At 69.4% G+C, this 15,823-nt stretch carries 12 protein-coding genes and 2 riboswitches; of the genes, 4 read left to right on the top strand and 8 right to left on the bottom strand.

Annotation, left to right across the window (positions count from 1 at the left end; translation table 11 throughout):
* Nucleotides 1-3: 3 nt before the first annotated feature.
* Entirely contained in the window at nt 4-1,092 is a 1,089-nt protein-coding gene (gene cobW / locus EX20_RS07455) for a cobalamin biosynthesis protein CobW (RefSeq protein ID WP_034193124.1), read from the bottom strand.
* A 25-nt stretch (nt 1,093-1,117) separates the two neighbouring features.
* Nucleotides 1,118-2,176: a HoxN/HupN/NixA family nickel/cobalt transporter gene (locus tag EX20_RS07450; protein ID WP_011884826.1), complete on the bottom strand. Its 1,059-nt coding sequence runs from the start codon at nt 2,174-2,176 to the stop codon at nt 1,118-1,120.
* A 188-nt stretch (nt 2,177-2,364) separates the two neighbouring features.
* Nucleotides 2,365-2,626: riboswitch (cobalamin riboswitch) on the bottom strand.
* 136 nt (nt 2,627-2,762) lie between these two features.
* Nucleotides 2,763-2,996: riboswitch (cobalamin riboswitch) on the top strand.
* Between the two features lie 165 nt (nt 2,997-3,161).
* On the opposite strand from EX20_RS07450, the gene cobA reads away from it, so the two are divergent.
* The 4 genes from cobA to EX20_RS07425 are packed head-to-tail and all read left to right on the top strand — an operon-like array spanning nt 3,162 to nt 6,284.
* Nucleotides 3,162-3,911: a uroporphyrinogen-III C-methyltransferase gene (gene cobA / locus EX20_RS07440; protein ID WP_011884825.1), complete on the top strand. Its 750-nt coding sequence runs from the start codon at nt 3,162-3,164 to the stop codon at nt 3,909-3,911.
* Nucleotides 3,908-4,285: a cobalamin biosynthesis protein gene (locus tag EX20_RS07435; RefSeq protein WP_011884823.1), complete on the top strand. Its 378-nt coding sequence runs from the start codon at nt 3,908-3,910 to the stop codon at nt 4,283-4,285. The genes cobA and EX20_RS07435 overlap by 4 nt, the downstream gene beginning before the upstream one ends.
* 34 nt (nt 4,286-4,319) lie before the next feature.
* Entirely contained in the window at nt 4,320-4,922 is a 603-nt protein-coding gene (gene cobO / locus EX20_RS07430) for a cob(I)yrinic acid a,c-diamide adenosyltransferase (protein ID WP_011884821.1), read from the top strand.
* 3 nt (nt 4,923-4,925) lie between these two features.
* The gene (locus EX20_RS07425) at nt 4,926-6,284 is read left to right on the top strand and encodes a cobyrinate a,c-diamide synthase (protein WP_034193122.1); all 1,359 of its coding nucleotides are present in this window, start codon (nt 4,926-4,928) and stop codon (nt 6,282-6,284) included.
* A gap of 240 nt (nt 6,285-6,524) precedes the next feature.
* Here the strand turns inward: EX20_RS07425 and EX20_RS07420 are convergent, their stop codons facing one another.
* The 6 genes from EX20_RS07420 to EX20_RS07395 form a co-directional block, all read right to left on the bottom strand.
* The gene (locus EX20_RS07420; RefSeq protein WP_034193121.1) at nt 6,525-7,688 is read right to left on the bottom strand and encodes a M20 aminoacylase family protein; all 1,164 of its coding nucleotides are present in this window, start codon (nt 7,686-7,688) and stop codon (nt 6,525-6,527) included.
* A gap of 505 nt (nt 7,689-8,193) precedes the next feature.
* The gene (locus EX20_RS33155) at nt 8,194-9,630 is read right to left on the bottom strand and encodes a trypsin-like serine protease (RefSeq protein WP_080484216.1); all 1,437 of its coding nucleotides are present in this window, start codon (nt 9,628-9,630) and stop codon (nt 8,194-8,196) included.
* Nucleotides 9,631-10,113: 483 nt separating this feature from the next.
* Nucleotides 10,114-11,124 carry a GNAT family N-acetyltransferase gene (locus EX20_RS07410; protein WP_034193120.1) on the bottom strand — a complete coding sequence of 337 codons (1,011 nt, stop codon included), beginning with the start codon at nt 11,122-11,124 and terminating at the stop codon, nt 10,114-10,116.
* Nucleotides 11,124-11,963 carry a formyltransferase family protein gene (locus EX20_RS07405; RefSeq protein ID WP_034193193.1) on the bottom strand — a complete coding sequence of 280 codons (840 nt, stop codon included), beginning with the start codon at nt 11,961-11,963 and terminating at the stop codon, nt 11,124-11,126. The genes EX20_RS07410 and EX20_RS07405 overlap by 1 nt, the downstream gene beginning before the upstream one ends.
* A gap of 83 nt (nt 11,964-12,046) precedes the next feature.
* Nucleotides 12,047-14,320 carry a TonB-dependent siderophore receptor gene (locus EX20_RS07400; protein WP_034193119.1) on the bottom strand — a complete coding sequence of 758 codons (2,274 nt, stop codon included), beginning with the start codon at nt 14,318-14,320 and terminating at the stop codon, nt 12,047-12,049.
* A 46-nt stretch (nt 14,321-14,366) separates the two neighbouring features.
* On the bottom strand, nt 14,367-15,746 hold the full coding sequence (locus EX20_RS07395) for a lysine N(6)-hydroxylase/L-ornithine N(5)-oxygenase family protein (RefSeq protein WP_034193118.1): 1,380 nt from the start codon (nt 15,744-15,746) through the stop codon (nt 14,367-14,369).
* Between the last annotated feature and the right edge of the window lie 77 nt (nt 15,747-15,823).

The raw sequence follows: 15,823 nt of genomic DNA, 5'->3' as shown, positions 1-15,823 counted from the left end.
GCGTTACGCCTGCTGCAGTTCGGCCGCGCACGCGGCATCGAACGCGCGCTGCAGCGCGGCCGCGTCGAGCGACTCGCCGATCAGCACGAAGCGGCTCGCGCGCGGCTCGCCGTCCTGCCAGCGCCGGTCGAAATAGCTGTCGAAGCGGCGCCCGACGCCCTGGATCACGAGCCGCATCGGCGCGTCCGGCAGCGCCGCGAAGCCTTTCGCGCGGTAGATCGTGTGGGCCTCGACCACGCGCTGGAGCGCGGCGATCGTCGCTTCGCGCGTGCCGGCGTCGCCCGCCACCACCACCGAATCGAAATCGTCGTGATGGTGATCGTGATCGCCGTCGTCGGCCGAGCCGTGATGGTCGTGGCGCAGATGGATGGTGTCCTCCGACGCCGCTTCGAGCCCGACCAGCAGCGACAGATCGAGCTCGCCGCGCGTCGCGCGCACGATCTTCACCTGCGGCGGGATCTCGTCGCGGATCGCGGCCTCGATGTCGGCGAACTGCGCGTCGGCGACGAGGTCGGCCTTGTTCACGATCACCAGATCGGCCGACGACAGCTGGTCGGCGAACAGCTCGTGCAGCGGCGATTCGTGGTCGAGGTTCGGATCGGCGCGGCGCTGCGCGTCGACGGCCTGCGGATTCTCGGCGAACTGGCCGCTGGCTGCGGCCGGCCCGTCGACGACGGTCACCACCGCGTCGACCGTGAAGCTGTTGCGGATGGTCGGCCAGTTGAACGCCTGCACGAGCGGCTTCGGCAGCGCGAGCCCGGACGTCTCGATCAGCACGTGGTCGATGTCGGCGCGGCGCTCGACGAGCGCCTCCATCACCGGATAGAACTCCTCCTGCACGGTGCAGCACAGGCAGCCGTTCGCGAGCTCGTACAGCTGGCCGGCCGCTTCGCCGGGCGCGCCGGCTGCGTCGTCGCAGCCGATGCCGCAGCCCTTGAGGATTTCGCCGTCGATGCCGAGCTCGCCGAACTCGTTGACGATCACCGCGATGCGGCGGCCCGCGGCGTGCTGCAGGATGTGGCGCATCAGCGTGGTCTTGCCGCTGCCGAGAAAGCCCGTGACGATCGTGACGGGCAGCTTGCGTAGGGTCATGGTGAGTCCTGTATCGGAAAGAGAGTCAGGCGGACAGCGTCACGTCGATTTCGTCGTAGCGTTTGAGGCGGTAGATCGCGGCCGACACGACCCAGCACGCGACGAACAGGCCGATCACGACGTAGCCGAGCATCCCGAAGTGCGAGGCGACGAGCGTCGCGAAGTCCCACACCGGGCCTTGCAGCGCGAGCTTGTCGGCGAGCAGCGCGAGCACCTCGATGCCGCCGATCAGCGCGGCGACCAGCACCGACACGAACGTGATCGTCATGTTGTAGTAGATCTTGCGGATCGGCCGCACGTAGGCCCAGCGGTACGCGCCCATCATCAGGATGCCGTCGGTGGTGTCGACGAGCGTCATGCCGGCGGTGAACAGCACCGGCAGCGCCATCACCGACCAGAACGACAGGCCGCCCTGCACCTGCGTGGCCGAAATGCCGAACAGCGCGATCTCGGTCGCCGTATCGAAGCCGAAGCCGAACAGGAAGCCGACCGGATACAGATGCCAGCTGCGCGACACGAGCCGGAACAACGGCCGGAACAGCCGGGCCAGCACGCCGCGCTGGTTCATCAGCAGGTCGAGATCGGCATCGACGATCGCGTCGCCGCGGCGCGCCGCGCGAAAGGTCCGGTACACCGAAATCAGGATCAGCAGGTTCGCGGCCGCGAGCACCAGCAGGAAGAAGGCCGACACGCTGGTGCTGATCACGCCGCCCCAGGTCTTCATGCTCTCGAAGCGCGCGAGCGACGCGGCCGTGAGCGCGACGGCCACCGACATCACGATCACCACCGTCGAATGGCCGAGCGAGAAGAACAGGCCCGCGCCGAGCGGGCTGCGGCCTTCCTGCATCAGCTTGCGCGTGACGTTGTCGATCGCGGCGATATGGTCGGCGTCGACTGCGTGGCGCAGCCCGAACACGTACGCGAGCAGCGCGGTGCCGAGCAGCACGGGCTGGTCGCGAAACGCGACGAACGCCCAGATCCACGCGCCGACGTTGAACGCGACGAGAAGCGAATAGATCGCGGCGATTTTGCCGCGCAACCCGGACGGGCTGTCGTTGAACAGGCGGAAGAACGAGTCGAGCATGATGCTCCCTTGCGAACGGTCGACATGATGAATGCCAACACGGCTGCCGCCTGCCCTGCCCGTGCGGCCCGCCGCTCGCCGCGCCCGGCCGCGCGCACGCGTGCGACGCTCCGATCGATGACGGAAGTGGAAAACGCTCGGGCGTCGGGCGTGCTGCGGCCGTGGACGATGCGCCGCCTCCCCGCGGCGCTGAACCCCACGTTCTGGCCGGTATCCGGGCTGACGAACACGCCGCTTCGCCTTCCCGGATGCGCGGCATCCAGTGGCGGTCGTCCGCATGCGCTGGGCATGCGGCGAAGCGGCGCTGCAACGCGCTGGGCGCGTGCGTTCGCTTACCGTTGCGGGGGCAGCACAGGTTGGCTCGTCTGCGGTGCAGGCAGGCTCCCTGTTTCCCGTTTAACTGCGCGCGCCGGAGCAGCGCGCGCGAGCACCAAAACGCGTGCGAGTGTAGGGGGCGGTGCCGGCAGCGTCAAGGCAAAACCGGCCATCGCGGGGCCGCCGCCGGGCGCCGCGACCGCACACGGCGGCCCGCCGCGCGCGGCCGCGGGGGCAGGCATGGCCGGTTCGCGCGGGCCGGGCGCTGTGCTATCGTATGCGCCGCGTTCGGTGCTCGCGTGCGCATTGCGCGCATGCAGTTAAACGGGAAACAGGAGGCGGAGCTTCGCCTGGCCTGTGCTGTCCCCGCAACGGTACGCCGCCCGCGCGCCGCGGTTGCTCCGCGCGCGCCCAGGCCGCCCTCGATGCCACTGCCCCAGCGGGCGGGAAGGCTGCGGCCCGGCAAGCGGCCAGCCCGGATACCGGCCGACGCAAGGGGCGAGCGCGCTGCTCGCCGAACGCCCGGTCCGCGAGGGACGGACCGGAGCGCCGTCTGCCCGCGCTCACGCGCTTCGCCCGATCCGCCCATGCCTTGCCTGTCTGCCGGCCCCCGTGCCGCTCGCCGTTTCGTCTCCCCTGCCATGCCGCGGTGCGCGCCGCGGCGCGCCCGATGAGCCGCGCGTGGCTCGTCGGCGCGGGCCCCGGTGACGCCGATCTGCTGACGCTGAAGGCCGTGCGCGCGATCGCCGCGGCCGACGTGCTGCTCGTCGACGATCTCGTGAACCCGGACGTCCTGCGCCATGCGCGCGCGGATGCCCGCATCGAACACGTCGGCAAGCGCGGCGGCCATGCGTCGACGCCGCAGCACGAGATCGTCGCGGCGATGCTCGCGCATCTGCGCGCGGGCCGCAGCGTCGCGCGCCTCAAGGGCGGCGATCCGTTCGTGTTCGGCCGCGGCGGCGAGGAGCTGCTCGCGCTCGGCGCGGCCGGCTTCCCGGTCGAGGTCGTGAACGGCATCACGGCCGGCATCGCGGCGCCGGCCGCGCTCGGGATTCCGGTCACGCATCGCGGCGACGCGCAGGGCGTGATCTTCGTCACCGGTCACGGCGCGGGCGCCGACGAACCCGACTGGCGCGCGCTGGCCGCGACGCGGATGACGCTCGTCATCTACATGGGGATTCGCCGGCTCGCCGCGATCGTCGCCGCGCTTGGCGCGGGCGGGCTGCCCGGCGACACGCCGTGCGCGGCCATCGAGAACGCGACGCGCGACGCGCAGCGGCACGTGCTCGCGACGCTCGAGACGGTCGTCGAACGCGTGAACGCGGCCGGCATCGGCTCGCCGGCGATCGTCGTGATCGGGCGCGTGGCCGCGCTCGCCGCCGATCCGGCGGTGCGCGCCGCACTCGGCAGCGGCGCATGATGCGCGTCGCGCTCGGCGTCGGCTTTCGCGCGCACGTGACGGCCGCGCAGCTCGACGCGGCGATCCGCGCGGCGCTCGCGCGCCATCCGGGCGCGGAGCCGGCCGTCGTCGCGACGCTCGCCGACAAGGCGCGCGCGCGGCCGCTGCGCACGCTGTGCGCGCGACGCGGCTGGCCGCTCGTCGGGTTCGACGCGGCCGCGCTCAAGAGTTGCACGGCGCCGCCGTTGAGCGCCCCGTCGCCCGCCGCGCTCGCGCGCTTCGGCGTGGCGGGCGTCGCCGAGCCGTGCGCGCGCCTCGCCGCGCCCGACGGCCGGCTGCTCGGCCCCAAATTGATCCGGGACGGCGTGACGGTCGCGCTCGCCGGCCCGCTCTGAACCGTTTGTTTCGCTTTCCACAGGACGACTCCCGATGAAGACCGATGCCGAATCCCATCAGCGGATGACCGAGCGCCGCCGCGCCGGCCACGAGAAGAAGCAGGCCGCGGCCACCCGCGAAAAGGGTCTGCTGATCGTCAACACCGGCAACGGCAAGGGCAAGAGCACGGCCGCGTTCGGCATGGCCGTGCGCGTGCTCGGCCATGGCATGCGGCTCGGCGTCGTGCAGTTCATCAAGGGCGCGCTGCATACGTCCGAGCGCGATTTCCTCGGCGCGGTCGCGCAGTGCGACTTCGTGACGATGGGCGACGGCTATACGTGGAACACGCAGAACCGCGACGCCGACATCGCGACCGCACGCAAGGGCTGGGACGCGGCGCGCCGGATGATCGAAAGCGGCGAGTACCGGATGGTGATCCTCGACGAGCTGAACACCGTGCTCAAGTACGAGTACCTGCCGCTCGACGAAGTGCTCGCGACGCTCACCGGCCGGCCGGAAGCCGTGCACGTCGTCGTGACCGGGCGGCACGCGCCCGACGCGCTGATCGATGCGGCCGACCTCGTCACCGAAATGCGGCTCGTCAAGCATCCGTACAAGGAGCAAGGCGTGAAGGCGCAGCCCGGCGTGGAGTTCTGACCGATGCGTGCGTGTCCCGCGCTGTTCGTCAGCGCACCGGCGTCCGGCCAGGGCAAGACGTCGGTGACGGCCGGCCTCGCGCGGCTGCACCGGCGGCTCGGCCGGCGCGTGCGCGTGTTCAAGACCGGGCCGGATTTCCTCGATCCGATGCTGCTCGAACGCGCGAGCGGCGCGCCCGTGTACGCACTCGATCTCGGGATGGTCGGCGAGGCCGGCTGTCGCGCGCTGCTCGCCGACGCGGCGCGCGACGCGGACCTGATCCTGATCGAAGGCGTGATGGGCCTGTTCGACGGCACGCCGAGCAGCGCGGACCTGGCCGCTGCGTTCGGCGTGCCGGTCGTCGCGGTGATTTCGGCGAAGGCGATGGCGCAGACGTTCGCCGCGATCGCGTTCGGGCTCGCGCGGTTCCGGCCGGGCGTGCCGTTTTACGGCGTGCTGGCGAATCGCGTCGGCTCGCCGCGGCATGCGCAACTGCTGCGGCAGGCGCTACCGGACGACCTGCGCTGGCTCGGGCACGTGCCGGCCGACGCGGCGATCGCGTTGCCCGAACGGCATCTCGGCCTGCACCAGCCGGCCGACATCGACGATCTCGACGCGCGGCTCGAGCGCGCCGCCGACGCGCTCGCGCAGACCGCGCTCGCCGAATTGCCGCCGGCCGTCGCGTTCGCGGCACCCGAAGCGGCCGCGCTGCCGCGCTCGCTGGCCGGCACGCGGATCGCGGTCGCGCGCGACGCGGCGTTCTCGTTCATCTACCCGGCCAATCTCGCGCTGCTCGACGCGCTCGGCGCGCAGGTGCGGTTCTTTTCGCCGCTGGCCGACGAACCGGTGCCCGACGCGTGCGACGCGCTGTTCCTGCCGGGCGGCTATCCGGAGCTGCACGCGGCGACGCTCGCCGCGAATGCGGTGAGCGCGCGCACGATCCGCGCGCATGCGGCGGCCGGGCGGCCGATCGTCGCGGAATGCGGCGGGATGCTGTACTTGTGCGAATCGCTGACCGACGCGCAGGGCGCGACGACGCCGATGGTCGGGCTGCTGCCGGGCCATGCGACGATGCAGCGCCGCTTCGCCGCGCTCGGCATGCAGACGCTCGCGACGCGCTGGGGCCCGATGCGCGGCCATACGTTCCATTACTCGCGGCTCGATACGCCGCTCGCGGCGGCAGCGACGGCGGCACGCTGCGACGGCGCGAGCGGCAGCGGCGAAGCCGTGTATCGCGCGGGGCCGGTCGTCGCGACCTACATGCACATGTACTGGCCGTCGAACCCGGATGCGGCCGCGGCGTTGTTTCGCGGCGAGGCGTTCGATCAGGTTGAGCAGGCCGATCGAGCGAGCGGAGAGACGCCGGAAGTCGTGCCGGAATAGCGGGCTGCGTCGCGACGATCATGCCGTGCCGTTCGCGGCCGACGGTGGATGCGACCTGCGCGCCCGAACGTGGACCACGCGGTACGACAGCGAACGCCCCCACCGCGCGCGCTGCCGAATCGGACGCGGCACGTTGCCACGCGTTGCCGGTGGAGCTTCACGATGCGATCGCGCCGCCCGGCGAGACCGGACGCATCGAACTGCGCGGCGCGAGCCCTCGCCTTCCCCGCCAGCGTCCCGTCACACCAGAAACGACTCGGCCAGCTTGACCCAGTACGACGCGCCGATCGGCAGCGCCGCGTCGTTGAAGTCGTATCCGGGGTTGTGCACCATGCAGCCGCCTTCCCCGTCGCCGTTGCCGATGATCAGGTAGCAGCCCGGCCGCTGCTCGAGCAGGAATGCGAAATCCTCGCTGCCGGTGAGCGGCACCATCCCGTCGATCAGGTTCGCTGCGCCGGCCCATGCATGCGCGACGTCGCGTGCGAACGCCGTCATCCGCGCATCGTTGACGAGCACCGGGTAGCGGCGCTGGTAATCGATCGTCGCGGTCGCGCCGAACACGGCCGCCTGCGCATGAACGACTTCCTTGATGCGCGTCTCCAGCAGATCGCGCACGTCGGGCTTCAACGCGCGCACCGACAGGCGCATCTGCGCATGCTCGGGAATCACGTTCGGCGCGTCGCCCGCGTGGATCGCGCCGACCGTGACGATCGCCATGTCGAGCGGCGACACGTTGCGTGACACGATGGTCTGCAGCGCGATCACGATCTGCGCGCACACGACGACCGGGTCGATCGCCTTGTGCGGCACCGCGCCGTGGCCGCCGCGGCCGTGGACGTCGACGATCACGGTGTCCGACGACGCCATGAACGGCCCGGCCAGGAAGCCGAGCTTGCCAGTCGGGAAGCCCGGCATGTTGTGCATCGCGAAGATCGCATCGCACGGGAATTGCTCGAACAGCCCGTCGTCGAGCATTTTCTTCGCGCCGCCGAGCCCTTCCTCGGCCGGCTGGAAGATCAGGTTCAGCGTGCCGGAAAACCGCCGCTCGCGCGCCAGATGCTTCGCGGCGGCGAGCAGCATCGCCGTGTGACCGTCGTGGCCGCACGCGTGCATCTTGCCGGGGATCGTGCTCCGATACGGCAGGCCGGTCGACTCGTGGATCGGCAGCGCGTCCATGTCGGCGCGCAGGCCGAGGCGCTGCGTGCCGTCGCCCACCTTCAGCTGCGCGACGACGCCCGTGCCGCCGAGCCCGCGCCGGACCGTATAGCCCCACCCTTGCAGCTGCTCGGCGACGAGATCGCTGGTCGCGAATTCCTCGAAGCCGAGTTCAGGATGCGCATGGATGCGGTGTCGAATGTCGATCATTTCGTCGGCGAGGCCTGCGGGGATCACGCTGTGGGTCATGGGGGCGGCTCCTGGGTCGGGTTCGGAAGGGTCGGTCAAGGATAGTCCGCCTCACGGCAACCGAATAGCGAGCAAGTGGTCGTGGCGGCAACCTGGAGTTGCCGCCTGAGTGGGGATGCCGAGGGCGGACAGCATGGCGGCAGCGCGTTTGCGAGGCCGTACCGGCGCGGGGAGCGGGAGGCGTGGTGCCCGCGGCTGTGTGTCGGTCTCCGGCATGTGCCGGCTCGGCGAACACGGTTGGGCGTCGCTTCGATATCTATCGATATCAAGGACTTCCGGGGCATTTGTTCACTTTTCAACCGCCGTACATCTTTTGTGTACGCCAGGGTTCAAGTGAACGCACGACCCGGCGTGGTTACGCTGCTACCCGGCGAATTCGGCGGCGACGCCGACGGACATCTCGACGCCTTCCGCGGCGCGTTTCTCGCGGAACCGGCGACGCCGCCGGCATGACACGCGGCACGGGCTCCGCGCCCATGCCGCGCAGCACCTCAACGCCCCGCCATCATTGCTGAACGACGCGCATCGACTTCGGTCGCGAAAAATCGAGGTCTTCGCCGTTCCAGGCTTTCGCCTTCTTCAACTCCCAGTTCTGCGTCAAGCCCGTGAAGGTCGCGACCCGGTTGAACGCGAGGTCGTCCGTATCCGACAGCATCACCGCGATCCCCGCGGCCGCTTCAACCTGGACTTCGTTTGCATAAATCCAGGACGGCAGCGCACGCCCCGACCGCTGCCCCGCCGGCAGGCAATACTTCGCGCCCGACGTCAGGCTGACGATACAGCCGAGCGGCGTCGTATCGCGCACGACGCGCATCGAATGCGGCCTTGAAAAATCGAGCACCTGTCCGTTGACGGCCTTCACCTGCTTGAGACCGCCGTTCTCGACCGTGCCGACGAACGTCGCGATCCGGTTGTAGGAGAGATTGTCCCAATCGGACAGCATCACCGCGGTGCCCGGTGCCGCATCGACGAACACGTCGTGCGCATAGATCCACGACGGCAATGCATAACCGGAGCGCTGCCCCACCGGCAGGCAATATCTCGCGGCCGTCTGCAGGCTGACGATGCAGCCCGCCGGCTGCTCGGCCGACAGGAAGCGCGCTTCCGGATAGACCGACTTGATCCAGTCCACGTACTTCGATACGCGCGCGCCGGTCGAATAGTTGTCGCCGCCGCCATTGGTCGTCGCGATGATGACCGGCTTGCCATCGCGAATCTGCCACCAGGCCGACCCGCTATCGCCCGACGCAGTGCGCGTCCAGAACGGGGACGGCCCGGCAGAGCGATAGCTCGCGCCGATTCCGTAGCCGAGCTCGAAGATGCTGTCGATCCGGCTGCGCCCGTACAGCCGTCGCTCGCCGTTCGCCGGCCAGTACGAACCGCTGCCCTTCGCGCCGACCCCCCAGCTTCCATAGCCGACGAAAATGACGTCGCGGTCTTTCTCGTGAGGATCGTCGTTCAGGATCGGCCGCTCGACCGGCTTGCCGAGCACGTCGGCTATCGGGTGGAGCGTGGGCAGCTTCAGGATCGCGATATCGGTCGATGCGCCGCCCATTCCCGCCGGCTTGTTGATCCGCTGCGGCGGCACGTACGCCGTGCCCCGGCCCGATGCGACTACGCGGCGATCGAGCGTCGTGAAGCGCTTGGTTACGGCTGTCTCGGTGCCTTGATAGCCGGCGCAATGCGCGGCAGTCAGCACGTAGGTCCATCCCCCGTTGTCGCCAAGCCATGTCGCGGTGCAGCCACCGACCTCTCCGACCGCGAGCCACGGCGTCTCATAACTGAACGCGCGCAGTTGGTCGTTGTGCGTCTTGATGCTGTTCGCCAGGTCTGCGCTATCGCCGCCGTAATACTTGAAGGTCGCTTCGTCGATCCGCAAAGCGTGCGCCGCCGAAGACGCCACCAATGCCGCCAGGCCTGCGCTCACGATTATCTTTTTCACGTTTTCTCTCCGATGGATTTATTGCCCGGAAAATGCAGATTTATCCATATTGCTTCGATCGCGACAGGTTGCGGCCGGGCGCCAGCCATATCGCCGACCAGAGCGTATCGCGATGAGAGAAAAGGTTCGGTTATAACTAGGCAGGCCGTTGGATCGAGGCGACGAATTCGTAAATTCGAACTCGTCCCATTGACCGAATTTATACAAATCGCGGCATCTAAAATGGAGATGCGATTAATTATTTCTCGTTTCTCATATTGTTTGTTCGCAAAACCATAGCTGGCTGAATCAGCGATTTTCCAGATAGAACTTTCGCATTCCGGCGAAACACGGGAATCACCGCAGTCGGCTTCGCCTCCGGCATCGAACGAATTGCCGGCATGCCGACGCGCGTGCGCACAGACGCCCTATTCCGGCGATGTCCGCGCGAGCCTCCGCATTCGCCGGCAACCTCGCGACACCCGTGCGCTCGCGCCGCCCCGATCACGGCAACCGGAACGTATCGAAGAACGTATCGCGCTCCATCACGGTCAACGCCGCGCGCTTGTGCGGAAAGTCGAACTCCTTCAGCGTCCGGAACCCGAGCCGGTGCATGTATGCGATATGCCGCACGTGATCGACGCGCGGCTCGCCGACGAGCCGTTGCGTGCGCGGCTCGTCGACGAACATGTAGTGCAGCACGCCGCTCCACCACGCATGCAGCTTGCCCGCGCTCTGGAAGCGCGAGTCGCCGATCAGCAGATGCAGCCCGCGATCGTAGTCGTGCGCGTCGTAGAACGGCGCAAGGCGGTCCTCCTTCGCCCAGTAGAACTCGAAATAGCCGAACGGCGTGTCGTCGAAATAGCCGATCATCGGGTGCATGTGCGGATCGGCGAGCCGTTCCGCGAGATAGGCCGCGTGCTCGTCGAGCGTGCCGCGCTGGTCCCAGAAATGCGCGACGCGATCAAGGTTCATCCAGTCGCTGAACAGGCGCGCGTGCGTCGCGACGTCGACGGTGCGCAGGCTGAACGTCATGCCGACCTGCGGCATGTAGCGCGCGTAGATCTCGCCGGCCGGCGACGGCGGCCGCACCGGATGCCGATGGCCGTTGGTGATCGCGTAGCGCAGCGGCATCCCGCCCGACGCCGGCGCCTTCAGCCACGGCTGGGGGTTCTGCCAGAACGTCGCGCGCGACGCGGTGAGCCGCAGCCGCTCGCCCGCGCGCTGCGCGTCGTCGATCACGCCTTCGCGCACCGCGCGCGCGACGTACGCGGCGACGGCGGCCGGGTCAGCCGCGCCGAGCGGCACCGAGACGGTGGCCGCGTCGTGCTGCGTGTCGGTGTTGAACAGCGCGACGAATTCCGCGAGCAGCGCGGCCGGCGCATCGTCGGGGCGCCACGCGTGCAGCATGCGTTCGGCGATCGGCGTCGCGTGCGGCGCGCCGTCGAGCGCGGCGGCCACGTCGCCTTCGACGCTATCGCGCGGGTCGGCCGGTTTCGTCAGCGTGTGTGCCATCACAGTGCTCCCGCGTCGTGGCGATCGGCGACGATGTGCAGCCCGCGCTCGAGTGCCGGAAACAGGCTGCGCTGGAAGTTGTTCCAGCGCAGTTCGAGGATCGTGTCGTCCGGCGCGATCGGCGTGTCGAGCACGTCGCAGATCACCTCGCCGGAATCGATGCCGTTGTCGACGTAGTGGAACGACGCGCCCGTCATCGTCACGGGCGCGACGCGCGAGGTCGCGCCGCTCGCCCAGTCGACCCGCTCGCCGCGCGCGCCGTGCAGCGCGTCGAGCGTCGCCCACGCGCCGCGCCGCTGGTACGGCGACCCGTCGGCCGTGATGCCCGGATGGATGTTCGCGATGCGCCGGTGAAAGCGCGCGCCGGGGCGCACGAGTTCGTCGAGTATCACGAGCAGCCCGTCGAGCACGACGACGTCGGCGTCGAGTTCGAGCAGGCGCTCGAGCAGGCGGCGCTCGAACGCCTGCTTGCCCGCCGCGCGCTCGCGCGCATCGCGCGGCAGCCGCCGGTACGTCGACGCGATCGTGCAGAACAGTTCGTCGACCGGCCGACCCTGCACGGTGAGCCCCTCCGGCAGGATCCACGGGCGGCCCGGCGTGCGCGCGAAGCCGTAGTCGGCGAGCTTCGCTTGGTCGGCCGGCGAGCCTGCGTCGTCGTCGACGATCACGGCCTGCAGCGTATAGCGCTCGCCGAGCGGCGAAGCGTTGAGCCGCTCGACGAGGAATTCGAGCGGCGCCTTCATGTAGCGCGTGCCGCCGCGGTACGCGACCGGCTGGCCGGCGCGATCGGCCGCGCCGTTGCGCAGCGACTGGATGTAGACGAGATTCTTCTTTCGCATGGAGGCGTCGGGAAAAAGCGGACGACGGCGCCGCGGCGCACGCGCCGGCTCGAAGGCCGGCCCGCACGCCGCGACGCGCGGCGTCACCAGTTGTATTTCGCGGTGGCGATCACGGTGCGATCGGTGCCGAAGATGCAGACGCTGGTCGACTGGCAACCGCTGATGTAGTGGCGGTTGAACAGGTTCGTGCCGTTCACGGCGAAGCGCCAGTTGCGCGTGTCGTAATGCACGCCAGCGTCGTACAGCGTGTAGCTCGCGACGGTGAGCGAGTTGTCGGCCGCGCCGGCCACCGCGCTCTGGTAACGCACGCCGCCGCCCAGGCCGAAGCCCGCGAGCGGGCCCGTGTGCCAGGTCCAGTCGGCCCACAGCGACGCCATCTGGCGCGGCCGCGGGATGTCGACCGGCCAGTTGTTCAGCGACGCGTCGTTGGCCTGCACGTTCTTCACGTCCTGATAGACGTACGACGCGATCAGCGACAGGTTGCGCGTGAGCTTGCCGGTCGCGTTCAGCTCGATGCCGCGCGAGCGCACTTCGCCGGTCTGGATCGACGTCGTGCCGGCCGGGTCGAGGTTGGTCGGCGTCGGCGTCAACACGTTGGTCTGGTTGATCTGGTAGATCGCCGCGCTCAGCATCAGGTTCTTGCCGGGCGGCTGCCAGCGCAGCCCGGCCTCGATCTGCTTGCCGCGGGTCGGCTGCGGCAGGCCGCCGCCGTACAGGTTCACGCCGATCAGCGGGTTGAACGAGGTCGCGTAGCTGACGTACGGCGACAGCCCGTAGTCGCCCTGGTACGTGAGGCCCACGCGGCCGGTGAATGCGGTGACGTCGGCCTTCGACTGCGTGCCGCCCGCGCGGTCGTCCATCCGCTGATTGACCCAGTCCTCGCGGCCGCCGAGCGTCAGCGTCCAGCGGTTCCACTTGATCTGGTCCTGCGCGTACAGACCGAACGTGTTCATCGTCGTGTACGTGTTGGTGCGGTACGTCGTGTTCGGCGGCGAAAACACCGACAGCGTGACCGGCGTGTAGACCGGGTTGTAGAGGTTCAGCGTCGGCGCGGCGGCCAGCCATTCGCTGTCGGTCGCGGTCTGCCGGTTGTACTGGAAGCCGAGCAGCAGCGTGTGCTCGAACGGCCCGGTGCCGAAGCGGCCCTGCAGGTTGTTGTCGATGTCGAAGCGGCTGTAGTTGGTCTGGAACACGCCGGCCCAGCGGTTGATGTCGGTGAGGCTGCCGTCCGCGAAGCCCGCGCCGAACACCGAGCCGTTGTCGAGCGACAGGTGCATCCAGCGCACGTTCTGGCGGAACGTCCACATCGAATTCAGGTTGCGCTCGAACTGATAGCCGAGCGACCACTGCTTCTTGCGGTAGTAGTTGAAGTTCGGGTCGCCGCCGTAGACGTCCTTGTCGAGCTGCCCGTTCGGGTTCGGCAACACGGTGCCCTGCGCGGGCAGGAAGTTCGACGAGATGTCGCCCCAGTCCTGCAGGTAGGTGGCCGACAGCGTCAGCGACGTGTCGGCGTCCGGGCGCCAGCGGAACGACGGCGCGAGCGCGACGCGCTGGTCGTTGTTCGGCCCCGTCAACGCGTTGCCGTCGCGCGCGACGCCGACGAAGCGGTACGCATACTTGCCGTCCGCATCGAGCTTGTCGCCGACGTCGATCATGAACTGCTTGCGCGCATAGTTGCCGAACTGCACGCCGGCTTCGCGCACGCGCTCGCCGTCGGCCGTCTTGGTCTGCACGTCGATGATCGCGCCGGGGTCGCCCGCGCCGTACAGCACCGACGTCGGCCCGCGCAGCACGGTGATGCTGTCGATCATGTACGGATCGACGCGCCAGCTCGACAGGTTCAGCGTGTTCGGCACCTGCAGCCCGTTCACGAACGCGGTCGGCGTGAAGCCGCGCAGCGCCGCGTACCAGTCGGAGCGGTTGTCCGAGCCGTACGACGAGAAGCCCGGCACGTAGCGCAGCGCGGCGTTCACGTCGGTCGCGCCGGTCATCTCGATCTGCTGCGCGGTGACGACGTTGATCGTCTGCGGGATCTCGTCGAGCGCCGTGTCGGTCTTGGTGCCGGTGCGGCTGCGCTTCGCGACGAGCCCGACCGTGCCGTCGCCGGCCGCGCTCGCTTTGACGGTGATCGCCGGCAGCGTGCCGGCGGCGCTTCCGGCCGCCGTGCCTACCGCCGTGCCTACCGCCGTGCCCTTCGGCGCAGCGACCGGCGTAGCGGCCGATCCACCGTCCTGCACGCCGTTCTGCGCGCCTGCAGCGGCTGGCGTCTGCGCGAACGCGTGCCCCGCCGCCATCCCGAACGCGACGCTCGCTGCCGCTGCGATCGCACGCAAACGCGTGCCTGTTGCCCACTCCATGTTGCTCTGCTCCCGTTTATTCATGCGGTCATCGACCGCACCTTTGTCAAAGAGCGCAAGCCATCCGGCCCGCGCTCGCCCCGTCTTGATGTCGTTGTTCGTGTCGCGGCAGGCCCGCGTCGTCGTCGCGGGCGAGCGACGCCGCCTCCTCGAGCGACCTGCAGATCTCGTCCGCGCGGCGCGCCAGCACCGACAGCAGCGTGTCCGACAGCCCGTGGCTGTCCTCGCAGCAGCCTTGCAGGTAGATGCGCGGCGTGAAGTGCTCGGGCGTCGCGAGCCGGTAGTCGCGCGCGACCTCGCCGCGCGCGAGCGCCTCGCCGAGATACGGCGCGAGCCCGTCGAGCAACGTCGTATGCGTATCGCGCCGGTAGCCGGTCGCGAGCACGAGCGCGTCGAAGCGCTCGACGCGCGTGCTGCCGTTCATCCGGTCGCGCAGCGTCAGCTCGATGCGGCCGTCGGCGCCGCGCTGCACGCCCTCGATCGCGCGGTTCGCCAGCAGCGCATGGCGCGGCGCGCCGTCGATGCGCTGCAGGTACAGCATTTCGTAGATCTGCTCGATCAGCGGCCGGTCGACCACTGCGTAGTTGGTGTCGCGATAGCGTTCGAGCAGCGCGCGTCGCGCGTCGTGCGGCTGCGCGTAGACGACGTCGGTGAACTCGGGGCTGAAGATCTCGTTGACGAACGGGCTGTCGTCGGCCGGCTTCAATGCGCCCGCGCGCATCACGAGGCTCGCGTTGACGTGCGGGAAACGGCGCGCGAGATCGACGAACACCTCGGCCGCGCTCTGCCCCGCGCCGATCACCGCGACGCGGCGGCGTGCGCCGTCCGGCGCCGCGACGAGGCGCTCGATGTCGGCGAGATACGACGACGAATGGATTACGCGATCGCGGCCGAGCGCGGCGAACGCCTCGGGCACCGCCGGCGTGCCGCCGACGCCGACCGACAGCGCGCGCGTGACGCGCTGGCGCTCGCGGCCGGCCGCGTCGCACGACAGCACGCGCAGCGCGTCGACGCGCGCGCCGTCGCCGTGCACGGGCTCGATCGCGGTGACGGTCTCGCCGTAGTGCACGTGCCGGCCGAACGCGTCGGCGACCCAGCTGAGGTAGTCGTGGAATTCGACGCGGGTCGGATAGAAGTTCTTCAGGTTCACGAATTCGTTGAGCCGGCCGCGTTCGAACAGGTAGTTGATGAACGTGTAGCGGCTCGTCGGATCGCGCATCGTGACGAGATCCTTCAGAAACGAGATCTGCATCCGGCAGTCGTCGAGCAGCATGCCGCGGTGCCAGCCGAACGCGGGCTGGCGCTCGACGAAGCACTGCGCGAGCGGGCGCGCGCCGTCGCCGCGTTCCGCGATACGCACCGCCAGCGCGAGGTTAGACGGCCCGAAGCCGACGCCGATCAGGTCGAATACGGTTTCTCTCTGCATGTCTCTCAGCTCCCTTGTCGGTAGAACCGGCCCGTCGACGATGACGGCCGGCGAACAACGTGTTGCGCCGCGCGCGC

The sequence above is a fragment of the Burkholderia sp. WP42 genome (assembly GCF_000745665.1).
In the GTDB taxonomy this organism is placed as follows: Bacteria; Pseudomonadota; Gammaproteobacteria; order Burkholderiales; family Burkholderiaceae; genus Burkholderia; species Burkholderia vietnamiensis.
Note: the sequence above shows the minus strand (reverse complement) of the source record. Positions and strands in the feature narration are given on the sequence as shown.